Source organism: Aeromicrobium sp. Leaf245 (assembly GCF_942548115.1).
Taxonomy (GTDB): Bacteria; Actinomycetota; Actinomycetes; order Propionibacteriales; family Nocardioidaceae; genus Aeromicrobium.
The window spans coordinates 393,770-413,783 of the sequence record NZ_OW824151.1; the positions used below are offsets into that span (position 1 = coordinate 393,770).

Here is a 20,014-nt window from a genome sequence, read left to right on the forward strand (position 1 = left end):
TGAGCCATGACACAGGTGCGGTACGTCCAGGCCAGACACACGTATCCGGGTGCCGAGCGCCCGGCCGTGGCCGACCTCGACCTCACGGTCGACGACGGCGAGCTGCTCGTGCTCGTCGGTCCGTCGGGCTGCGGGAAGTCCACGTCGCTGCGGATGCTGGCCGGGCTCGAGGAGATCAGCGGCGGCAGCATCTGGATCGGCGACAGGGACGTGACCCACGTGGCGCCGAAGGACCGCGACATCGCCATGGTCTTCCAGACCTACGCCCTGTACCCCCACCTGAGCGTGGGCGAGAACATGGCGTTCGCCCTCAAGGTCGCCGGCGTCCCCAAGAGCGAGCGCGCCGCACGGGTGGCCGAGGCCGCCACCATGCTGGACCTGACGAAGGTCCTCGACCGCAAGCCCAAGGCCCTCTCCGGTGGCCAGCGCCAGAGGGTCGCGATGGGCCGGGCGATCGTGCGGCAGCCGCAGGTGTTCTGCATGGACGAGCCGCTCTCGAACCTCGACGCCAAGCTGCGGGTCTCGACCCGGACCCAGATCTCGGCCCTGCAGCGTCGCCTCGGCACCACGACCGTCTACGTCACCCACGACCAGGTCGAGGCGATGACCATGGGCGACCGGGTCGCCGTGCTGAACGACGGCGTGCTGCAGCAGGTCGACACCCCGCTCGCGCTGTTCGACCGGCCGGCGAACCTGTTCGTCGCCGGCTTCATCGGGTCGCCGTCGATGAACCTGCTCCCGCCCGACGTCCTCGACGTGCCCCTCGATCGCACGGCGGTCGCCCGCGCCGGTGCCGACGGCGTGACCCTCGGGCTCCGGCCCCAGGCGCTGCGGCTCGCCGGGCCGGAGGAGACCGGTCTCGACGTCGTGGTCGACCTCGTCGAGGAGCTGGGGTCCGAGGCCTACCTGTACGGCCGTCCGCCCGCCGGCGGTCAGCGCGTCGTGGCCCGGATCGACGGTCGTGCCGGGATCGCGCCCGGCGAGAAGGTCACCCTCGTCGCTGACCCAGACGCGGTGCACGTGTTCGACACCGCGTCGGGCGAGCGGCTCAGCGCCTGACGAGGAAGCTCAGCGCCTGACGAGGAACGACGCGTCGAGGTCCTCCGCACGCGGGCAGCCCAGCAGGGCCAGCGTCGAGTCGAGCTCGGCCACCAGCTGCTCCAGCACCGCCTGCGCCCCGGCGGCACCGTCACGCGCCAGGCCCCAGAGCACGGGCCGTCCGACCAGCGCGGCGTCGGCACCGAGGCACAACGCCTTGGCCACGTCCCAGCCCCGCCGGATGCCTCCGTCGACGAGCACCGCGGCCCGACCGTCGACGGTCTCGACGACCGGGGGCAGCGCCTCGGCCCCGGTCAGCACGGTGTCGAGCTGGCGTCCTCCGTGGTTGGACACGATCACACCCGCCGCCCCCACGTCGACCGCCCGAGCGGCGTCGTCCGGGCGCAGGATCCCCTTCAGCAGCAGCGGCATCCCGGCGGCCTCGGCGAAGGTGTGCACGTCGTCCCAGGTGAGCGTGGGGTCGTGCATGGCGAAGATCTGCTCGGTGGTGAGCGGAGCACCGCCGGGGTTGAGCGCGATCGGGTGCGTGACGCTGAACCCCGTGCGCCTGTCGCGCTCGCGCCACCCCGCCACGGGGAAGTCGACCGTGAGCACGAGCGCCTCGTAGCCGGACTCCTTCGCCTCGGCCACCAGGTCGAGCGAGACCTGCCGGTCCTTGAACACGTAGAGCTGGAACCAACGGTCCGGGCCCGCCACCCGCGCGACGTCGGCCGGCGACGTGGTGGTCTGCGACGACAGCACGAACGTGGAGCCGGTGGCGGCCGCGGCCCGGGCCGTGCCGCGCTCGGCGTCCTCGTGGGCGTGCCGCTGGTAGGCCATCGGCGCCACCACCACCGGGTGCGAGCGACGTCGGCCCAGCAGGTCGACCGACAGGTCCCGCTCACCGACGTCGACGAGCACCCGCGGCGCGAGCCGCACGTCGCTCCAGCTGGTCTCGTTGGCACGCAGCGTGATCTCGTCCCCCGCACCGCCCGCGAAGTAGCCGTGCGCGCCCGCGCCGAGCAGGTCCTCGAGGTCCATGGCTCGAGGCTAGGTCACGCGCGGAACCGCGCGAGGAACGCCGCGGTGCGCGGGTCCTGCGGGGCCTCGAACAGCTGTTCCGGCGGACCGATCTCGACGATCTCGCCGTCGGCCAGGAAGGCCACGACGTCGCTCGCCTCGCGTGCGAACGACATCTCGTGCGTGGCCATGACCACGGCGATGCCGTCGGCCCGCAGGCCGCGGACGACGTCGAGGACCTCACCGACCAGCAGGGGGTCGAGCGCCGACGTGATCTCGTCGAGCAGCAGCACCTCGGGATCCATCGCCAGGGCGCGGGCCAGCGCGACTCGCTGCTGCTGACCACCGGACAAGGAGTCCGGGTACGCCGACGCCTTGTCGGCCAGGCCCACCCGGTCGAGCAGCGCGAGGGCCCGCGTCCGGGCGTCGGCCGTCGACACGCCCGCCGCCTTCGTCGGCGCGAGCACGAGGTTCTGCAGCACGCTGAGGTGCGGGAAGAGGTTGTAGGCCTGGAAGACGATGCCGATGCGGCGTCGGATCGCGTCGATGTCGACGCGGGGATCGGTGATGTCCTGCTCGGACCCGGCGTCGTCGGCCAGCCAGACGGTCCCGTCGTCGACGGTCTCCAGCAGGTCGATGCACCGCAGCAACGTCGACTTCCCGCTGCCGGACGCACCGATGAGGCACACGACCTGGCCGGGCTCGACCACGAGGTCGATGCCCCTCAGCACCTCGGTGGAGCCGAACGACTTGCGCAGCTGCTCGATCCTCAGCATCAGGCACCCGCCTCCCTGCGCATGCTGCGTATCGACAGCCAGTCGGCGACCCGCGCGATGACGATGGTCGCCGCGATGAACAGCACGGCGGAGACCACGAGCGGCGTGAACACGAAGTCGCGGTTCGAGATGATGTTGGCCTGCCGCAGCGCCTCGACCAGGCCGATGGTCGACAGCAGGGCGGTGTCCTTCTGCAGCGACACGAAGTCGTTGAGCAGCGGCGGCACCTGGCGGCGCAGGGCCTGCGGCAGCACGACATGACGGAGCGTGCGCCCGTAGGACAGCCCGAGGGCGCGGCCGCTCGCCCACTGCGTCGGGTGGACCGACAGGATGCCGGCGCGGATCACCTCGGCCACGTAGGCGCCGTAGCTGAGCGTGAGCGCGACGACGCCGAGCCAGAACAGGCTGGTCGGCAGTCCCGTCAGGTTGAGCGCCGGGACGCCGAAGCCCACGAGCAGCACCACCAGCAGAGTCGGCGTGCCGCGGAAGACGTCGGTGTACACCGTGGCGATGAGCCGCAGCGGGGCCATGGCCGGCGACGGGACCACGCGCACCACCGCGACCACGAGGGCGACGACGAGGATCAGCACCTCGCACACGAGGAACAGCCGCACGTTGAGCCAGAAGGCCTCGGCGATCGGTCCGGCGGAGTCCTTCGCATCCTGCCAGTCGAAGAAGGTGCGCTGCACCCGCTCCCAGCCGGGGGCGTTCAGCACGACGAGGACCACCACGGCGAGGACCACGAGGGTGGACCCCGCCGCGACGCCCCCGCGACGCAGCGCCCGGGAGCGGCGGTACCGCTCCCGGGCCTGCTGGCGCTCGCTGGGCTGGTGGTGGGTGCTCAGGACTGGCTCAGCTCGGGCACGTCGACCTCGGTCGACAGCCACTGCGTCTGCAGCTTCTCGAGGGTGCCGTCGTCGGCGAGCGCGTCGACCGCGGCGCTCACGCACGGGGTCAGCGGCGAGTCCTTGTCGAGCAGCAGGCCGAACTCCTCGGACTCACCCGTGCGCGGCTCGAACTGGCCGACGAGCGTCGCACCGTCGAGCTCGGCGGACACGAGGTAGAACGCGGTGGGGACGTCGGCGATGATCGCGTCGACCTGGCCGTTCTGCAGCGCCTGCGCGGCCTTGGAGGTGTCGTCGTAGACGAGCGGGTCCGACGAGAGGCCGAGCTGCTCGGTGGCCTCGAGCGACGTGGTGCCGACCTGGGCACCGACCTTGGCGTCCTTCAGGTCCGCCAGCCTCGTGACGTCGGCGTACTCGGAGTCCTCGAGGGTGATCACGCCCTGCTGGGCCTTGTAGTACGGGCTGGAGAAGTCGACGACCTTCTCGCGCTCCTTCGTGATCGAGAACTGGTTGACGTCGAAGTCGAACGCCTTGTCGCCCGGCTTGACCGCCTCGTTGAAGCCCTGCGTGATCCACGTGATCTCGTCGGGCCCGAAGCCCAGCTTCTGGGCGACCGCGCGGGCGACGGCGCCCTCGTACCCCTTGCCGTTCGTCGGGTCGTCGTCGGTGAACCACGGCTCGTACGCGGGGGTGTCGGTGGCGATCGTCAGGGTTCCGGCCTCGTGCAGGTCGAGGTCGTCGCCCTGGCACTGGTCCAGCGAGACGGCGCCGGCGGAGTCGTCGGAGGAGTCCGACTCGTCGGCGGGGGCACAGGCGGTGGCGAGGGCGAGCGTGGCTGCAGCAGCGGCAGCAGCAACCATGGGGAGGGGGGTCAGGCGCATGGGCGAAATCGTACGGCGCGCCCGTCGTCAGGCCGTGAAGTGCCCGGCCAGTGAGCCGAGGATCGGCTTCCAGTCGCGCACCACGTGCTCACCGACGAATCCCGCAGCCACGAAGGGGTCGGCGGCCACGAGGGCCTCGACCTGCTCGCGCGAGTCGGCGCGGAACACCAGCACCGCCTCGCGACTGTCGGACGCCGGGCCGCTGATCAGCAGCTCGGGCAGGTTCGCGAGGTAGTCGCGGTGCTCGGTGCGCAGCGTCGCGAGCTGCTCCTCGGGCGCTCCGTAGGTGTAGGTCACGGCGAAGATCGACATGCACGTCACTCTAGGCGTCACTGTTGCTGTGCAACTGGTTGCATATGTACTCTCGGACCATGGCGCTCGAGCACGCGATCCTCGTGTCCCTCGCGGAACGCTCCGCCACGGGCTACGAGCTGGCGCGCCGCTTCGACGCCTCGATCGGCAACTTCTGGAAGGCCAGCCACCAGCAGATCTACAAGGTGCTGGGCCGCATGGACGCCGACGACCTCGTGACGTCGCAGGTCGTGGCCCAGGACGGACGGCCCGACAAGAAGGTCTACGCCATCACCGACGCCGGCCGTGCGGAGCTGGTCCGGTTCACCACCGAGCCGTCGACCATGGAGCCGCTGCGGTCGGCCTTCGCGGTCAAGCTGCGTGCCCTCGAGCACGGCGACCGCGACGCGATCCTGGCCGACGTGCACCGCAAGCGTGCCGAGCACGCCGAGAAGCTCGGCTACTACGAGGCCAGCGCCGAGCGCTTCTACCCCGACCCCGACGCCCTCGACGTCGCCGACGTCGGCCCGTGGCTCGTGCTGCGCGGCGGGATCCTCGGCGAGCAGACCGCGATCAGCTGGTGCGACGAGATCCTCGCCCGGCTCGAAGGGCCCGCACCCCGATGACGAGCACGCAGAGTCCGAGGGTCACGGCCGTGCCGATGAGCACCGCGTGCACCCAGAAGAACGCGGTGGGCGCACTGCTCCAGGCCTCGCCGGCCCACGCGCGCTCGTCGTCGACGATCGCCTTCGCGAACCGCGGCCAGATGACCACGTTGAAGACGCCTGCCACCACGAGCACCCACGCCGAGACTCTCGAGATCACAGGACCAGTATGAGCACCCCGACCCAGCCCCCGTCGTCGCAGCCCAGCCCGTTCACCCAGCCCGACCACCAGGACTACCCGCACCTGCTGAGCCCGCTCGACCTGGGCCACACGACGCTGCGCAACCGCGTGATCATGGGCTCGATCCACAGCAAGCTCGAGGACCGGCGCAAGGACCTGCCGAAGCTCGCCGCCTACTTCGCCGAGCGCGCGAAGGGTGGCGTGGCGCTGTCGGTCACGGGCGGCTTCTCGCCCAACCGCACGGGCTGGCTGCTGCCGTTCGGCGGCACCATGAACAACGGCTCGTTCGCCGACGCCCACCGCGTGGTCACCGACGCCGTGCACGAGCACGACGGCAAGATCGCGATGCAGATCCTGCACGCCGGTCGTTACGGCTACCACCCGCTGGTCAAGAGCGCGTCGCGTCGCAAGTCGCCCATCAGCCCCTTCCGGCCGCGTGCGTTCTCAGCCAAGGAGATCGACCGCACCGCCACCGACTTCGCCAAGGCGGCGGCGCTGGCCCAGCGCGGTGGGTACGACGGCGTCGAGATCATGGGCTCCGAGGGCTACCTGATCAACCAGATGATCACCGCCCGCACGAACACCCGCGACGACGCGTGGGGCGGCACGGCCGAGAAGCGCATGCGGTTCCCCGTCGAGATCGTGCGGCGCACCCGCGAGCTGGTCGGCGACGACTTCATCATCATGTACCGCCAGAGCCTGCTGGACCTCGTCGACGACGCCCAGTCGTGGGACGAGACGGTCGAGCTGGCGCTCAAGGTCCAGGAGGCCGGCGTCTCGATCATCAACACCGGCATCGGCTGGCACGAGGCCCGCGTGCCCACCATCGTCACGTCGGTGCCGCGCGCGGCCTTCGCGCCGCTCACCGGGCGGCTGCGCGAGGCCCTGGCCGAGAACGGCGCCGCCGTGCCGGTCGTCGCCTCGAACCGCATCAACACCCCCGAGGTCGCCGAGCAGGTGCTCGCGTCCGGCCAGGCCGACCTGGTCTCCATGGCCCGTCCGCTGCTCGCCGACCCCGACTTCGTGGCGAAGGCCGCCGAGCGCCGCAGCGACGAGATCATCACCTGCATCGCCTGCAACCAGGCCTGCCTGGACCACACGTTCAAGAACCAGCGCGCCACCTGCATGCTCAACCCGCGGGCCGGGCACGAGACCGAGCTGGTGCTGCTGCCCACGCGCGCGGCCAAGCGCGTGGCCGTCGTCGGTGCGGGTCCGGCCGGGCTCGCCGCCGCCGTCGAGCTGGCGGGTCGCGGCCACGCCGTGGAGCTGTTCGAGTCCGACGCGACGATCGGCGGGCAGTTCAAGCTCGCCGCGCGCATCCCCGGCAAGGAGGAGTTCGTCGAGACCCTCCGCTACTACACGCGCATGCTCGAGGTCCGCGGCGTGACCGTGCACCTCGGGCGTCGGGCCGACCTGGACGACCTGACCGGCGGGGGTTCCGGGCCACGGGCGGAGGAGGGCAGAGCGTTCGACGAGGTCGTCCTCGCCACGGGCGTCGAGCCTCGGATACCCACGATCCCGGGGATCGAGCACCCGAGCGTCCTGCGCTACGACGAGGTCGTGAACGGTGCACCCGTCGGCGACACGGTGGCCGTGCTCGGCGCCGGCGGCATCGGCTTCGACGTGTCGGAGTTCCTGCTGCACGACGTGCACGAGTCGCTCGAGCACTGGATGCAGCGCTGGGGCGTGACCGACCCCGCCCTGGAGCGCGGCGGACTCACGACCAAGGTGCAGGCGCCGCCGCGCCGGCAGGTGTTCCTGCTGCAGCGCAAGCACTCCGCGCACGGCAAGGGCCTGGCCAAGACCACCGGCTGGGTGCACCGCCAGACCCTGAAGGACTCCGGGGTCGAGTTCGTGGGTGGCGTCACCTACGACCGCATCGACGACGACGGCCTGCACGTGACCGTCCGTCGTGACGAGAAGGACGAGACCGGGGAGGCGCTCTTGCTCCGGGTGGACACCATCGTGGTGTGCACCGGTCAGGAGTCCGTGCGCGACCTCGTCGAGCCGCTCGAGGCCGCCGGCGTGACCACGCACGTGATCGGCGGCGCCGACGTCGCCGCCGAGCTGGACGCCAAGCGCGCCATCAAGCAGGCGACCGAGCTCGCTGCGCGCATCTGAACCATCCACATCGAGGGAGAACACATCATGGAGACCACCCAGATCCGCCTCGCGGCCTACCCCGTCGGCGAGCCGAAGGACAGCGACTTCGAGACCGTCACGGTCGACCTGCCCGAGCTGCAGGAGGGCCAGGTGCTGCTGCGCTCGGTGTACCTGTCGCTCGACCCGTACATGCGCGGCCGGATGAGCCAGGCGAAGTCGTACGCCGCCTCGCTCGCGCTCGGCGACGTCGTGCTCGGCGGGACCGTGTGCGAGGTCGTGGAGTCCCGCGCGGAGAACCGGAAGGTCGGCGACCTGGTGCTCGCGTTCATCGGCTGGCAGACGCACGCCGTCGTCGACGCGCGTCAGATGAAGGGCCTGGACCCGTCGGTCGCGCCCATCTCGACGGCGCTGGGCGTGCTGGGCATGCCGGGCTTCACGGCCTACGCGGGTCTGCTCGAGATCGGCAAGCCGGCCGAGGGCGAGACCGTGGTGGTGGCCGCGGCCGCCGGCCCGGTCGGCTCGGCCGTCGGCCAGATCGCCCGACTCAAGGGCGCCCGGTCCGTCGGCATCGCCGGCGGCGAGGAGAAGGTGCGGCTGCTGCGTGAGCACTTCGGCTTCGACGTCGCGCTCGACCACCGCTCGCCGACGTTCGCCGACGACCTCGAGGCCGCCACGCCCGACGGGGTGGACGTGTACTTCGAGAACGTCGCCGGGCCGGTCGGCGAGGCGGTGCTGCGCCGCACCAACACCTACGCGCGCGTGCCGGTGTGCGGGCTCGTGGCCAACTACAACGCCACGTCGGCCCCGGAGTCGTCGCTGAGCTTCCCCGGGTTCATGAACCTCGTGCTGTCGCGCAGCCTCACTGTCCGCGGCTTCATCCAGGACGAGTTCACGCAGAGCCACGGCGCCGACTTCGCCCGCGAGATGGGCCAGTGGGTCTCCGAGGGCAAGGTGGCCTACCTCGAGGACGTCGTGGACGGACTCGACAACGCGGTCGACGCCTTCCGTGGTCTGCTCACCGGCCGCAACGTCGGCAAGCTGCTGGTCAAGGTCGGGGAGGACCCGACCCTCTGACCCTCAGGCCGCGTCGTCGAGGCGGGCGGCGCGGCTTCCCCGGGGAACCGCCACGCGCACCGCGTTGCGCTCCACGGTGAACTCCGCCGGCGTGGTCGCGAGCAGCTCGCCGTCGAGGTTGATCGGCATCGGATCGTCGGTGACCACCCGCACGCGGCGGGTCGTCAGGTGGTGCACGCGCTCGTGCTCGACGAACCGGCCACTCCTCAGCAGCCGCGCGATCGAGACGTGGTCGGCGAGACGCCCCCTCTCGATCGCGTACACATCGAGCAGGTGGTCGTCGAGCGAGGCGTTCGGCGCCACCGTGTTCCCGCCGCCGTAGTGCCGGCCGTTGCCGACGGCGACCTGCAGCAGGTCGTCGAGCTCGAGCGACTCGTGGCCGTCGAGCTCGAGCCGGGCCGAGAATCCCCGGTGCCCACGGAACGCCGCGAGGGTCGCGACCGGGTAGGCCGCCGGCCCGAGCCGACGCTTGAGACCCGGCGTGAGCCGCTCGGTGACCGCGACCGAGAGCCCCAGGGACGCGACGTTGACGAAGGCGTGGCCGTTCACGCGTCCCAGGTCGACGTCGACGACCTCGCCGGTGAGGACGGCGCGGACCGCCGCCTCGACGTCGACGGGGATCTCGAGCGTGCGGGCGAAGTCGTTGGCCGTGCCGAGCGGCAGCACCACGAGCACGGTGCTCGTGCCGGCGACCCGCGCCGCCGCGCACGAGACCGTGCCGTCGCCGCCGCCGACGACGAGCACGTCGGGGGCGTCGGCCATGACGCGGTCGAGGGTGGCGACGAGCTCGGCACCCGAGTGCACCGCATGGCTGCGCAAGGAGGCGGGGGGATGCTCCAGCACCAGACGCTCGGCACGGTCGAGGGCGAGCGCGCCCTGCCGTGCGTTGGTGTTGACGACGAGGGCCACGGTGGATTCGGGTCGGTCGATCAGGGTACGGACGTCCATGACCACGACGCTAGGAACGCCTGATGAGGAGTGCGTGAGGGGACGATGTGGACCCCCTCAGAATTCTCTCGAGGTGCGATCTCGTCAGGAATCCCTAGCGTTGATCGTCGGACGTGATCCGTCCGTACCCAACCGAAAGGACCCCCATCATGGGCCTCATCTGGCTTCTCATCATCGGTCTCGTCGCCGGCCTCCTGGCCCGCGCCATCGTCCCCGGCAAGGACTCGATGGGCATCCTCGCCACCATCGTGCTCGGCGTCGTCGGCTCGTTCGTCGGTGGCCTCATCGGCGCGCTGTTCTCGTCCGACCGCAGTGTCACGGACCTCTCCACGAGCGGTCTCATCCTGTCGATCGTCGGCGCCATCGTCGCCCTGCTGATCTACCGCCAGGTGCGCGCTCGCGCCTGAGCGTCACCCGCACACGACGACGCCCCCGCACCGTTCGGTGCGGGGGCGTCGTCGTGCTCGTCGGGCCTAGAACCAATGGTTCCGGCCGCCGACCGCGCGGCCCGTGGCGCCGAGGATCCAGAGGATCACACCGACGACCAGCAGGATGCCGCCGATCGTGTACAGGATCGAGATGTCCAGGACTGCGCCCAGGATCAGCAGGATGACTCCGAGGATGATCATGCGGTTCCCTCCCTCTGCCCTGACGTATTTCGTCGTGGGGCGCCCTTCAACGTACGGGTTTCGCGGCGATCCGCATCTTGGCGCGATCAGGACGACCGTCGACATACTGGGTCCATGACACGGATCCACCTGCTGCGAGCGGTCAACGTCGGCGGCGCGAAGCTGCCCATGGCCGAGCTGCGGGACCTCGCGTCCGGCCTCGGCGCGGCCGACGTGAGCACCTACATCGCGTCCGGCAACCTGCTCTGCACGCCCCCGGGCGACCCGGCCACCTTCGACCGCGCCCTCGAGCAGGCGGTGCAGGAGAGGTTCGGGTTCTTCCGCGAGGTCGTCTCCCGCGACGTCGACGAGCTTCGCGCGGCGCTGCAGGCCCACCCGTTCGAGGTGATGGAGGCGAAGTTCTCGCACGTCTACTTCCTCCTCGCCGAACCCGCTCCCGACGCGGTCCAGGCCTTCGAGAGCACGGACTGGGGTGGCGACGAGGTGCGTGTGATCGGCCGCGACCTGCACATCCGCTACTCCGACGGCGTGGCCGGCACGAGGCTCACCCCGGCCCGCATCGCGAAGCTGCTCGGGCACCACGGCACGGGCCGCAACCTGCTCACCGTCGCGAAGCTGGTCGAGCTCGCGGACGCCTAGGGTTCGAGCATGCTCCCCTTCTCGCAGGTCGACGTCTTCACCGACACCCTCGGGCTCGGCAACCCGGTCGCCGTCGTGCACGACGCCGACGGCCTCGACGAGGACGCGATGGCCGCGTTCGCCCGGTGGACCAACCTGAGCGAGACCACCTTCCTGCTGACCCCCACCGTCCCGGACGCCGACTACCGGCTGCGGATCTTCACCCCCGGCGGTGAGCTCCCGTTCGCCGGTCATCCCACGCTCGGCTCGGCCCGCGCCTGGCTCGAGGCCGGCGGGCAGCCGCGGTCAGGCGACCGGCTCGTGCAGGAGTGCGGCGTCGGTCTGGTGGCCGTGCGCCCGGACGACGACCTGCTGGCCTTCGCTGCTCCGGAACGCATGCGCTCCGGTCCCGTCGATCCCGCCGAGGTCGAGGCCGTCACGTCGGCGCTCGGCCTGCACGCCCACGACGTGGTCGCGGCTCACTGGTGCGACAACGGCCCCGGCTGGATGGGACTGCTGCTCCGTGACGCGGCCACGGTTCTCGCCGTCGACGGCGACCGGGCCCACCTGCTCGGGGCGAGCGGCGCCCACGACAAGGTCGGTCTCGTCGGCCTGCACCCCGACGGCGACGTGGCGCTGGAGGTCCGTGCCTTCTTCCCCGGCGGGGTGGGCGAGGACCCGGTCACCGGGAGCCTCAACGCCGCGGTCGCCCAGTGGCTCGTCGCCGAGGGGACGCTGCCCGACCGCTACGTGGCCGCCCAGGGCACCGCACTCGGTCGACGCGGCCGCGTGCACGTGGAGCGCGACGGGGACACGACGTGGGTCGGCGGACGGACCGTCGTCGGGATCCGTGGGACCGTGGCGCTGTGACCCGACTCTGGCACGCCACCACCGCGGTCCTCGGCCTCGTCGCCCTGGTCGGCCAGACGATCCTGACGGCGGACGAGGGTCGCAGCCTCGTGAACCTGTTCAGCTACTTCACCATCGAGTCGAACATCCTGGTCGTCGTCACGTGCGCGCTGCTCGCGATCCGGCCCGACCGGGGCGGTCGCGTCTTCGGCATGCTCAGGCTGGCGAGCCTGACGGGCATCACCGTCACCGGCGTCGTCTACGCGACGGTGCTGGCCGGCAACGTCGACATGACGGGCGTGGAGTGGTGGCTCGACAAGATCTTCCACTACGTCGTCCCGATCCTCACGGTCGTGGGCTTCCTCGTGCTGCGACCCCGCACCCGCCTCGACTGGTCGGCGCTGGGTGGACTGGCGTTCCCGGTGCTGTGGCTCACCTACACGCTCGTCCGCGCGCAGGTGGCCGAGCCGACGTTCCTGCTCACGCCCACCCAGACCGCGCCGGTGCCCTACGGCTTCCTCGACGCAGCGGAGTCCAGCGCGGGGGCCGTCGCCGTCGTGTGCGTCGTGCTGACGGCGGTGTTCGTGGCGCTGGGATCGGCGGCGATCGCCTACAGCCGGCGCACGTCCGACTGATCGGAGGTCGCCAGCTCGCGCAGCGCGACCTTCCAGGCGTCGACGACGTCGGAGGTACCTGCCCGCGGACTCAGGATCCCGGCGAGGTGCGCACCGGTGAGCAGGTCGATCGTGAACTGCACCAGCATCGGGCTCCGGGGGTGGTCGGCGCCGACCAGCCGCGTGACGCCCCGGTGGACCGTCCGGTAGATGCGTTCCTGCAGCGGCAGCAGCGCGGCGCGGAGGTCGTCGTCGGTGCGAGCGGCCACCCACAGCTCCAGCGCGACGGCGAACGCCGGCGACTGCAGCTCGCGCCACACCAGGTCGACCACGTCGTCCCAGCTGGCGGGGGCGGGGTCGTCGTCGCGAGCGGTGGTGAGCAGCTCGAGCCGCCGCTCGACGACGTCCTCCACGACGGCGCCCATGAGCGCACTGCGGGTCGGGAAGTGGTGCAGCAGCGTGCCGCGCGCGACACCGGCCTGCTGCTGCACGTGACCGACCGTGGTCGCGCCGTACCCGCCCTCGAGCAGGCAGGTGAAGGCTGCCTCGAGCAGGCGCTCGCGCGTGGCGACGGACCGCTCCTGCTGAGGGCGCCGGGACGTCGACATGGCCGCGACCCTACCCGGCAGCGTGGGGCGGGCGCCTTGCGCGCGAGGGGGCGACCAGCGATGATCGACGAAACAGTCTGGTCGGACGGGATCAAGGAGTGACCATGGCACCGAGGTCCCGTGGGACGCGATGGATCGAAGGCGCACGCACGGTCGCGCCGGTCCTCGCGAGCACCGCGAAGGTGATGGCGACCGACCTGGTCGCGCGCGTGCGGCCGGCGTCGGCCCCACCGGCACCGACGGTCGACGTTCCCGCGCCCGCCGGCGCCCAGGGCTACGCGCGGCACGTGCACGCCCAGCGCGACGTGGCCGCCCCACCCGCCGACGTGGTCGCGCTCGCCACCGACCTCGACCGCGCCCACGAGTGGCTCACCCTCCACCTCAGCTGGCGCGGCGACCGACCGGACCGGATGGTCGAGGGCACGGAGTTCGTGCAGCAGATCTCGCTCATGGACATCCCGGCGCAGGCGCGCTGGCAGGTCGAGCGCGCCGACGCCGACGGCTTCGCCCTGCGCGGCACGGGCCCGATGGGCATCACCGTGGGGCTGTGGTGCACGGTCGTGGCGCACCACGTCGGCTCGGCCGTCCGGCTCGACGGAGCACTCGACGGACCGCCGGTGCGGGGGCCGGTGGGCCTCACCGCCGTGCGCAGCGTCGAGACCGCGCTGGCCACGTCGCTCGACGCGCTCGCCGGACTGCTGACCGGCAGCGGCGGGCCCGCGCGCATCCCCGACGAGCCCGTGCTGCACGAGTCGAGCGGGCGGCTGCTCGACCCGACGACGCCGGTCCTCGTCGGCGTCGGCCAGGTCGTGGTCCGCACGCCGGACCTGGCCGACCCGATCGAACCGGCGGCCATGGCGGCACAGGCACTGCGCGCCGCGGCCGAGGACAGCGGCATCGGCTCCGACCTGCTCGCCCGGGCCGACCTGGTCCACGCCGTGCCGAGCGCCTCCTGGACCTACCCCGACCAGGCCGGGCTCGTGGCTCGGCTCGCGGGAGCCGACGACGCCGGCACCGTCCAGACCTCGCCCTACGGCGGCGACGGTGGACAGCTCGCGCTGAACGACGCAGCCCACGAGGTGGCCGAAGGTCGCGCGCACGTCGTGCTGGTGAGCGGTGCCGAGGCCGGCGCCACGGTCGCCGCCCTGCAGGCGCAGGGCCGGGAGCCGGACTGGACCCGTCAGCCGGCCGACGCCGCACCGGACCGGGTCATCGGCACCGACCGTCCCGCGAACAACGAGGCCGAGACGAGCGTCGGCCTCGGGGCCCCGATCTACGCCTACGCCTTGCTGGAGTCGGCGCTGCGTGGTGCCGCCGGGACCGACGAGGCCGCGCACCGCGCCCGGATCGCCGACCTGTGGGCCCGGCACAGCGCCGTGGCCGTCGACAACCCCTACGCGTGGGACCGGACCGAGCGCACCGCCGACGAGATCGCGACCGCGACCCCGGACAACCGAGCGGTCAGCGACCCGTACACGAAGCTGATGTGCGCGAACCTGCAGGTCGACCTCGCCGCAGGGGTCGTCGTCACGAGCGTCGCCGCAGCGCACGCCCTCGGCATCGCCCAGGATCGGTGGGTCTTCCTGCACGCGGGGGCCAGCGCCACGGACGAGTGGTTCGTCTCCGAACGTGCCGACCTGGCCACGTCGCCGGCCATCGCAGCCGCAGGCGCTGCCGTGCTCGACCACTCCGGCATCACCGCCGACGACCTCGGACCGGTCGACCTGTACTCGTGCTTCCCCGCGGCGGTGCAGCTGGGCGCGCAGGCGCTCGGCCTGCCGTGGGACGACCCGACGCGTCCGCTCAGCGTCACCGGCGGGCTGACGTCAGCGGGCGGGCCGGGCAACGGATACGGGCTGCACGCGGTGGCGTCGCTCGTGCCGCTGCTCCGCGACCAGCCCGACGCGTACGGCCTGTCGAGCTCGCTCGGCTGGTACGCCACCAAGCACGCCCTGGGCGTCTACTCCGCCCGACCCCCGGAGCGGCGCTTCGCGCACCTGCGCCCGGCCTTCGACCGACCCTCGCCACGACCCGCCCTCACCGACCTCGACGGGGACGCGGTCGTCGAGGCGGTGACGGTCCTGCGTGACCGCGACGGCAGCGCGGAGGCCGCCATCGTCGCGGCACTCACCGCCGACGGCGCCCGGGTGCTGCTGCGTCGCGAGAGCGCCGACGACGTGGCCCTGCTCACCTCGGCCGATCCCCTGCGACGCGCGCTCCGGATCGACGGCGACCGACTGGTGCTCGTCGGCGACCGGCAGCCGCTGCCCGGCCCGCCGCCCGCCCCCGTGCGCACCGCGCGCGACGGCGACGACGTCTGGGTGGTCACGCTCGACCGCCCGCGGGTGCGCAACGCGATCGACCGGCTCACCGCCCAGCTCCTGGAGCGTGCCGTCGACGACGCCGAGGCCGACGACACGATCCGTTCCATCGTGCTCACCGGCGCAGGAGGCACGTTCTGCGCGGGCATGGACCTGGCCGGGGCGAACCGGGGCGAGGTCCCCGTGACGGACCGGCGCGGTCCGCTGGGGCTCACCGCCGAACCACCGACGAAGCCGACGGTCGCCGCCGTGGAGGGTGCCGCCCTGGCGGGCGGGTTCGAGCTGGCCCTGTGCGCCGACCTCGTGGTCGCGGCCGACGACGCCACCTTCGGCCTGCCCGAGGTGAAGCGGGGGCTGCTCGCGGCCGCGGGCGGGCTGTGGCGCGTGTCGACCCGGCTGCCCCGCGCCGTCGCGCTCGAGCTGGCCCTGGTCGGGGACGCGCTTCCGGCCGCCCGACTGGCCGAGGTCGGCCTCGTCAACGCCGTCGTCCCGCGCGGCCAGGCGCTGGAGCACGCCCTCGACCTCGCGCATCGGATCGCCGCCAACGCCCCGCTCTCGGTCGCCGTGGGCAAGCGGATGGTCGACGCGGCACCCGGGTGGTCGCCCGACGAAGGCTTCGCGCGCCAGAGCGAGCTGGCCAGCCCCGTGCTGCTGTCCGACGACGCCCGCGAAGGGGTGGCGGCGTTCGCGCAGAAGCGACCGCCCGTGTGGACCGGGCGCTGACGCCGGGCCGGACGTAGGCTCGACGGCGTGGACGTCGGCACGGATCGCGGTGGGGTGGAGCAGGCAGCCCGGATCGTGTCCGCAGGGCGCCTGCTGGTCCTGACCGGGGCCGGCGTGTCCACCGACTCCGGCATCCCCGACTACCGGGGGCCGGGCCGTCTCTCGACGCCCACGCCGATGACCATCCAGCAGCTGCGCTCGGGCCCCGAGGCGATGCAGCGGTACTGGGCGCGGGCGCACCTCGGGTGGTCACGGATGGGGCACGCGGAGCCGAACGCGACCCACCACACCCTCGTGGAGTGGGAGCGCGAGGGTCGGCTGGTCGGTCTCGTCACGCAGAACGTCGACGGCCTGCACGAGCGCGCCGGGCACCAGGACGTCGTGGACCTGCACGGTCGGGTGGACCGGGTGCTCTGCATGGACTGTGGCGACGTCACCCCGCGCGAGGAGGTGCAGCGGCGGCACGAGGAGCTCAACCCCGGCTGGAGCGACCAGACCGTCGTGCACGGACCCGACGGCGACGTGCAGCTCGACGACACGTCCGGCTTCGTCGTCGCCCCGTGCCGGGTGTGCGGTGGCCGGCTGCGACCCGACGTCGTGTTCTTCGGCGGCAGCGTGCCCAAGCCGGTGGTCGAGCACTGCTTCGACCTCGTGGCGCAGGCGTCGGCTGTGCTGGTGCTGGGCTCGAGCCTGCACGTGATGAGCGGGCTGCGCTTCGTGCGACGCGCCGCGGCCCTCGGCACCCCCGTGGTGGTCGTGAACCGCGGGCCCACGCGCGGCGACCCGCTCGCGACCGTGAAGATCGACGCCGGATGTGCCGAGACGCTCGGCGATCTGGCGATAGCCTTCGCGTGAACCGAGAGAAGGATCCAGCATGAGCGTGCAGCCGCCCCCTCCCCCGACCACACCGCCGACGTCGCCGGCGCCCGGCGGCTACCCGGTCACGATCACCTTCGACCTGCCGGATCACGTGGCACGCTGGCGTCCCCTCGTGCAGTGGATCCTGGCGATCCCGCACTTCGTGGTGCTGTGGGTCATCGGCATCGCTGCGAGCCTGGCCGTGATCGCCGCGTGGTTCTGCGGTGTGATCCTCGGACGGGTTCCGCGTGCCCTGCTCGACCTCATCGCGATGTACCTGCGCTACTCGGCGAGCGTCAGCGCCTACGCAGGATTCCTGCACGGGACGTACCCGAAGTTCGCGATCGACGCGTCGACCGCCGACCCCGGCACCGACCCGCACGTGCACGTCGACGTGGTGCCCCGGGTCGAGGGACGGAGCCGCCTGACGATCTTCTTCCGCATCCTGATGCTGATCCCTCAGATGTTCGTGCTGTACTTCGTCACCATCGCGGCGGCCGTGGTGCACGTCATCGGCTTCTTCGCGGTCATCGTCCTCGGCCGCTGGCCCGAGGGGATGCGTGACTTCGTCGTCGGGTGGCTGCGCTGGAACCAGCGCGTCTCGGCCTACGCCTACCTGCTGACCGACGACTACCCGCCGTTCAGCCTGCGCTGAGACGACGGGCTCGCCGGCGGCGGAAGCGGTGACGCCTCGCGGTCAGGCCGTGCCAGGACGCGCCACCAGCACGCGGGCCGAGCCGGTCACGTGCCAGTCGCCGGCCGCGGCGGGCACGGCGTAGGTCTGGCCCCTGGCGATCGCCAGGTCACCCCCGGCGCAGCGGAGCGTCCCCGATCCGTCGAGCACCACGAGGGCGGCGAAGCCGGCCGGGACGACCGCACCGTCGACGGCGAGGTCAAGGCGGAAGAACGGGTCGGCCTCCGTCGGCAGCAGCGACGTGAGCGGGTCCGCGGCGGCGTCGAGGTCGTGGTGCACCGACAGCTCGGCCAGACGCCCCCTCGACGTGGCGGCGTGCTCGAGGGCCTGCATGACCAGGTCGAAGCCGAGCCCCAGGTGCGACTCGTCGCGGGTGGACGTCGTGATCGACCACTCCAGCAGGATCGAGAAGTCGGTCGGCTCCTGCGCCTCGGCCACGAACACGCCCTCGCCGATGGCGTGCGGCATGCCGGCCGGCACCAGGATCCCGTCACCTCGGCGCACCTCGATGCGGTGCATGTGCCGCAGCATCCACGCGCCGTCCTGCTCGTCGCGGGCGCGGACCACGTCGCGCGGGTCCACGTCGTCGACCCAGCCCAGGTGGACGGCGGCGCCGGGCTCGGCGTCGAGCACCAGCCACGCCTCGGTCTTGCCGTACGGGCAGTCGAGGTGCCGGGCGGCGAAGGAACGGTCCGGATGGACGTGCACCGGCAGCCGCTGTCCGGCGTCGAGCAGCTTGAGCAACAGGCCGACGTCGCCGGGCCACGCGCCGACGCCTCCCGTCCACGTCTGCGGGTCGGCGACCACGAGGTCGCGCAGCAGCGTGCCGTCCTGCGTGGACGACAGGCCGAGGCGTGTGTCGCCCTCGCGGGAGACCGTGGCGGCGATCCACTCCTCGGGCTGGTGGTCCGACGTCGTCGTGATGCCGCGCAGCGCCGCGATCCGACCACCACCTCGGTAGAAGTGGTCGATCAGGTTGGGGCGCAGCGCCACCGGCAGCGGGCTCACCCGATCAGCTGAGCTGCCGCAGCCGGACGGTCTCGGGGAGAGCGGCGAGCTCGCCGAGCACGTCGGCCGTGACGGCCTCGGCCACGTCGGTCACGACGTAGCCCAGCTGGCCGCGGGTCGACAGCGACTGCGCCTCGATGTTGACGCCCCGCTCGCCGAGCAGGCCGTTGATGGTGGCCAGCACGCCGGGAGCGTTCTGGTGCACGAGCGCGATCCGCTGTCGGCTGTTGTCGGCCGGCAGGTTCATCTCCGGGAAGTTCACGCTCAGCGACGTGCTGCCGAACGCCGCGTAGGAGCGGAGCTTCGAGGCGACGAAGCGGCCGATGTCCTGCTGCGCCTCCTCGGTGGAGCCACCCACGTGCGGGGTGAGGATGACGTTCGGGATGCCGCGCAGCTCGGACTCGAACGGGTCTCCCTGGCGCTTGGGCTCGACCGGGAACACGTCGAGCGCGGCGCCGGCGATGTGACCGGACTCCAGATGCGCGCGCAGGGCCGTCGTGTCGACGGCGATGCCACGGCTGAGGTTGAGGAACAGCGCTCGCGGCTTCATGAGGCGCATCTGCTCGTCGCCGAACAGGCCCGCGTTGCCCGGGCGGCCGTCGACGTGCAGCGTCACGACGTCGGCCTGCTCGAGCAGCTCCTCCAGCGTGGAGCAGCGCTGGGCGTTGCCCAGGGCGAGCTTGTCGTCGATGTCGTAGAAGACGACCTTGAAGCCGAGCGCCTCGGCCACGACCGACAGCTGGCTGCCGATGTTGCCGTAGCCGACGATGCCGAGCGTGCGGCCGCGCACCTCGTGGCTGCCGGCGGCGGACTTGTTCCACACGCCGCGGTGCATGTCGGTGGACTTCTCGTGCAGGCGACGGGCGAGAGAGATGATCTCGGCGATGGCGAGCTCGACGACCGAGCGCGTGTTGGAGTAGGGCGCGTTGAAGACCGCCACCCCCTTGGCGCTCGTGGCCTCGAGGTCGATCTGGTTGGTGCCGATGCAGAAGGCACCGATGGCGATGAGGTCCTCGGCGGCCTCCAGCACCTTCGGCGTGATGTAGGTGGTGGAACGGATGCCGAGCAGGTGGACGCCCTGGATCGCCTCGATCAGCTCGTCCTCGCCGAGCGCACCGGCGTTGGTCTGCACGTCGTATCCCTTGCCGCGCAGGAAGTCGCGTCCGTCGGCGTGGATGTTCTCGAGCAGCAGGACCTTGACGTCGGCGTCGTCGATCGTCGTGGCCGGCTGGGTGGCGTGGGGGTTCACGGTCATCATCATGGGGGACGT

General features: G+C 72.0%; 22 protein-coding genes. 11 read left to right on the forward strand and 11 right to left on the reverse strand.

What is annotated here, in order from left to right; translation table 11 throughout:
• Positions 1 to 6: 6 nt before the first annotated feature.
• Entirely contained in the window at positions 7 to 1,059 is a 1,053-nt protein-coding gene (locus tag NBW76_RS01910) for an ABC transporter ATP-binding protein (protein WP_056556990.1), read from the forward strand.
• A 9-nt stretch (positions 1,060 to 1,068) separates the two neighbouring features.
• Here NBW76_RS01910 and NBW76_RS01915 read toward each other — a convergent pair whose 3' ends face one another.
• The 5 genes from NBW76_RS01915 to NBW76_RS01935 are packed head-to-tail and all read right to left on the reverse strand — an operon-like array spanning position 1,069 to position 4,872.
• Positions 1,069 to 2,079, reverse strand: coding sequence for an alpha-hydroxy acid oxidase (locus tag NBW76_RS01915; RefSeq protein WP_056556987.1), 1,011 nt, complete (start codon positions 2,077 to 2,079; stop codon positions 1,069 to 1,071).
• Between the two features lie 14 nt (positions 2,080 to 2,093).
• Positions 2,094 to 2,834: an amino acid ABC transporter ATP-binding protein gene (locus NBW76_RS01920; protein ID WP_056556984.1), complete on the reverse strand. Its 741-nt coding sequence runs from the start codon at positions 2,832 to 2,834 to the stop codon at positions 2,094 to 2,096.
• The gene (locus NBW76_RS01925) at positions 2,834 to 3,721 is read right to left on the reverse strand and encodes an amino acid ABC transporter permease (RefSeq protein WP_235493080.1); all 888 of its coding nucleotides are present in this window, start codon (positions 3,719 to 3,721) and stop codon (positions 2,834 to 2,836) included. The genes NBW76_RS01920 and NBW76_RS01925 overlap by 1 nt, the downstream gene beginning before the upstream one ends.
• Positions 3,676 to 4,560 (reverse strand): ABC transporter substrate-binding protein, encoded by an 885-nt coding sequence (locus NBW76_RS01930; protein ID WP_056556982.1) that lies wholly within the window; start codon positions 4,558 to 4,560, stop codon positions 3,676 to 3,678. Before NBW76_RS01930 ends, NBW76_RS01925 begins: the two co-directional genes overlap by 46 nt.
• 27 nt (positions 4,561 to 4,587) lie before the next feature.
• Positions 4,588 to 4,872, reverse strand: coding sequence for a YciI family protein (locus NBW76_RS01935; protein ID WP_055962246.1), 285 nt, complete (start codon positions 4,870 to 4,872; stop codon positions 4,588 to 4,590).
• Positions 4,873 to 4,931: 59 nt separating this feature from the next.
• Between NBW76_RS01935 and NBW76_RS01940 the strand changes: the two genes are divergently transcribed.
• A complete protein-coding gene (locus NBW76_RS01940) occupies positions 4,932 to 5,477 on the forward strand; it encodes a PadR family transcriptional regulator (protein WP_056556980.1) in 546 nt (181 codons plus the stop codon).
• Here the strand turns inward: NBW76_RS01940 and NBW76_RS01945 are convergent.
• Entirely contained in the window at positions 5,425 to 5,676 is a 252-nt protein-coding gene (locus tag NBW76_RS01945; RefSeq protein ID WP_055962249.1) for an SCO4848 family membrane protein, read from the reverse strand. The genes NBW76_RS01940 and NBW76_RS01945 overlap by 53 nt on opposite strands.
• A 9-nt stretch (positions 5,677 to 5,685) precedes the next feature.
• Between NBW76_RS01945 and NBW76_RS01950 the strand changes: the two genes are divergently transcribed.
• A complete protein-coding gene (locus NBW76_RS01950) occupies positions 5,686 to 7,818 on the forward strand; it encodes an NADPH-dependent 2,4-dienoyl-CoA reductase (RefSeq protein ID WP_082482074.1) in 2,133 nt (710 codons plus the stop codon).
• A gap of 27 nt (positions 7,819 to 7,845) precedes the next feature.
• A complete protein-coding gene (locus tag NBW76_RS01955) occupies positions 7,846 to 8,874 on the forward strand; it encodes an NADP-dependent oxidoreductase (RefSeq protein ID WP_056556977.1) in 1,029 nt (342 codons plus the stop codon).
• A 3-nt stretch (positions 8,875 to 8,877) separates the two neighbouring features.
• On the opposite strand, the gene NBW76_RS01960 is transcribed toward NBW76_RS01955, so the two are convergent.
• Entirely contained in the window at positions 8,878 to 9,822 is a 945-nt protein-coding gene (locus NBW76_RS01960) for a lipid kinase (RefSeq protein ID WP_055962254.1), read from the reverse strand.
• Between the two features lie 149 nt (positions 9,823 to 9,971).
• On the opposite strand from NBW76_RS01960, the gene NBW76_RS01965 reads away from it, so the two are divergent.
• On the forward strand, positions 9,972 to 10,229 hold the full coding sequence (locus NBW76_RS01965) for a GlsB/YeaQ/YmgE family stress response membrane protein (RefSeq protein WP_055962257.1): 258 nt from the start codon (positions 9,972 to 9,974) through the stop codon (positions 10,227 to 10,229).
• A 66-nt stretch (positions 10,230 to 10,295) separates the two neighbouring features.
• On the opposite strand, the gene NBW76_RS01970 is transcribed toward NBW76_RS01965, so the two are convergent.
• A complete protein-coding gene (locus NBW76_RS01970) occupies positions 10,296 to 10,451 on the reverse strand; it encodes a DUF6131 family protein (protein ID WP_164468785.1) in 156 nt (51 codons plus the stop codon).
• A 114-nt stretch (positions 10,452 to 10,565) separates the two neighbouring features.
• Between NBW76_RS01970 and NBW76_RS01975 the strand changes: the two genes are divergently transcribed.
• Genes NBW76_RS01975 through NBW76_RS01985 form a run of 3 tightly spaced genes read left to right on the forward strand, consistent with a single transcriptional unit; the run spans position 10,566 to position 12,553 of the window.
• Entirely contained in the window at positions 10,566 to 11,090 is a 525-nt protein-coding gene (locus NBW76_RS01975; RefSeq protein ID WP_056556974.1) for a DUF1697 domain-containing protein, read from the forward strand.
• Between the two features lie 9 nt (positions 11,091 to 11,099).
• The gene (locus NBW76_RS01980) at positions 11,100 to 11,939 is read left to right on the forward strand and encodes a PhzF family phenazine biosynthesis protein (RefSeq protein WP_056556971.1); all 840 of its coding nucleotides are present in this window, start codon (positions 11,100 to 11,102) and stop codon (positions 11,937 to 11,939) included.
• A complete protein-coding gene (locus NBW76_RS01985; RefSeq protein ID WP_056556968.1) occupies positions 11,936 to 12,553 on the forward strand; it encodes a Pr6Pr family membrane protein in 618 nt (205 codons plus the stop codon). The genes NBW76_RS01980 and NBW76_RS01985 overlap by 4 nt, the downstream gene beginning before the upstream one ends.
• Here NBW76_RS01985 and NBW76_RS01990 read toward each other — a convergent pair.
• Complete coding sequence (locus tag NBW76_RS01990) at positions 12,529 to 13,140, reverse strand: TetR/AcrR family transcriptional regulator (RefSeq protein WP_056556965.1); 612 nt, start codon at positions 13,138 to 13,140, stop codon at positions 12,529 to 12,531. The genes NBW76_RS01985 and NBW76_RS01990 overlap by 25 nt on opposite strands.
• Positions 13,141 to 13,244: 104 nt before the next feature.
• On the opposite strand from NBW76_RS01990, the gene NBW76_RS01995 reads away from it, so the two are divergent.
• The 3 genes from NBW76_RS01995 to NBW76_RS02005 are packed head-to-tail and all read left to right on the forward strand — an operon-like array spanning position 13,245 to position 17,697.
• Positions 13,245 to 16,184, forward strand: coding sequence for a crotonase/enoyl-CoA hydratase family protein (locus NBW76_RS01995; RefSeq protein ID WP_156364906.1), 2,940 nt, complete (start codon positions 13,245 to 13,247; stop codon positions 16,182 to 16,184).
• A 27-nt stretch (positions 16,185 to 16,211) separates the two neighbouring features.
• Positions 16,212 to 17,039 carry an NAD-dependent protein deacetylase gene (locus NBW76_RS02000; RefSeq protein WP_056556962.1) on the forward strand — a complete coding sequence of 276 codons (828 nt, stop codon included), beginning with the start codon at positions 16,212 to 16,214 and terminating at the stop codon, positions 17,037 to 17,039.
• A 19-nt stretch (positions 17,040 to 17,058) separates the two neighbouring features.
• A complete protein-coding gene (locus NBW76_RS02005; protein WP_056556959.1) occupies positions 17,059 to 17,697 on the forward strand; it encodes a DUF4389 domain-containing protein in 639 nt (212 codons plus the stop codon).
• A gap of 42 nt (positions 17,698 to 17,739) precedes the next feature.
• Here NBW76_RS02005 and NBW76_RS02010 read toward each other — a convergent pair whose 3' ends face one another.
• Positions 17,740 to 18,744: a class I mannose-6-phosphate isomerase gene (locus tag NBW76_RS02010; RefSeq protein WP_056556955.1), complete on the reverse strand. Its 1,005-nt coding sequence runs from the start codon at positions 18,742 to 18,744 to the stop codon at positions 17,740 to 17,742.
• A gap of 4 nt (positions 18,745 to 18,748) precedes the next feature.
• Positions 18,749 to 20,005: a phosphoglycerate dehydrogenase gene (serA, locus tag NBW76_RS02015; protein ID WP_055962281.1), complete on the reverse strand. Its 1,257-nt coding sequence runs from the start codon at positions 20,003 to 20,005 to the stop codon at positions 18,749 to 18,751.
• Positions 20,006 to 20,014 lie beyond the last annotated feature (9 nt).

What these genes read in the sequence shown, in the direction of transcription:
- NBW76_RS01910 (WP_056556990.1), top strand. Translation starts at nt 7, where the DNA reads ATGACACAGGTGCGGTACGTCCAGGCCAGACACACGTATCCGGGTGCC.
- NBW76_RS01915 (WP_056556987.1), bottom strand. Translation starts at nt 2,079, where the DNA reads ATGGACCTCGAGGACCTGCTCGGCGCGGGCGCGCACGGCTACTTCGCG.
- NBW76_RS01920 (WP_056556984.1), bottom strand. Translation starts at nt 2,834, where the DNA reads ATGCTGAGGATCGAGCAGCTGCGCAAGTCGTTCGGCTCCACCGAGGTG.
- NBW76_RS01930 (WP_056556982.1), bottom strand. Translation starts at nt 4,560, where the DNA reads ATGCGCCTGACCCCCCTCCCCATGGTTGCTGCTGCCGCTGCTGCAGCC.
- NBW76_RS01935 (WP_055962246.1), bottom strand. Translation starts at nt 4,872, where the DNA reads ATGTCGATCTTCGCCGTGACCTACACCTACGGAGCGCCCGAGGAGCAG.
- NBW76_RS01940 (WP_056556980.1), top strand. Translation starts at nt 4,932, where the DNA reads ATGGCGCTCGAGCACGCGATCCTCGTGTCCCTCGCGGAACGCTCCGCC.
- NBW76_RS01950 (WP_082482074.1), top strand. Translation starts at nt 5,686, where the DNA reads ATGAGCACCCCGACCCAGCCCCCGTCGTCGCAGCCCAGCCCGTTCACC.
- NBW76_RS01955 (WP_056556977.1), top strand. Translation starts at nt 7,846, where the DNA reads ATGGAGACCACCCAGATCCGCCTCGCGGCCTACCCCGTCGGCGAGCCG.
- NBW76_RS01960 (WP_055962254.1), bottom strand. Translation starts at nt 9,822, where the DNA reads ATGGACGTCCGTACCCTGATCGACCGACCCGAATCCACCGTGGCCCTC.
- NBW76_RS01965 (WP_055962257.1), top strand. Translation starts at nt 9,972, where the DNA reads ATGGGCCTCATCTGGCTTCTCATCATCGGTCTCGTCGCCGGCCTCCTG.
- NBW76_RS01970 (WP_164468785.1), bottom strand. Translation starts at nt 10,451, where the DNA reads ATGATCATCCTCGGAGTCATCCTGCTGATCCTGGGCGCAGTCCTGGAC.
- NBW76_RS01975 (WP_056556974.1), top strand. Translation starts at nt 10,566, where the DNA reads ATGACACGGATCCACCTGCTGCGAGCGGTCAACGTCGGCGGCGCGAAG.
- NBW76_RS01980 (WP_056556971.1), top strand. Translation starts at nt 11,100, where the DNA reads ATGCTCCCCTTCTCGCAGGTCGACGTCTTCACCGACACCCTCGGGCTC.
- NBW76_RS01990 (WP_056556965.1), bottom strand. Translation starts at nt 13,140, where the DNA reads ATGTCGACGTCCCGGCGCCCTCAGCAGGAGCGGTCCGTCGCCACGCGC.
- NBW76_RS01995 (WP_156364906.1), top strand. Translation starts at nt 13,245, where the DNA reads ATGGCACCGAGGTCCCGTGGGACGCGATGGATCGAAGGCGCACGCACG.
- NBW76_RS02005 (WP_056556959.1), top strand. Translation starts at nt 17,059, where the DNA reads ATGAGCGTGCAGCCGCCCCCTCCCCCGACCACACCGCCGACGTCGCCG.
- serA (WP_055962281.1), bottom strand. Translation starts at nt 20,005, where the DNA reads ATGATGATGACCGTGAACCCCCACGCCACCCAGCCGGCCACGACGATC.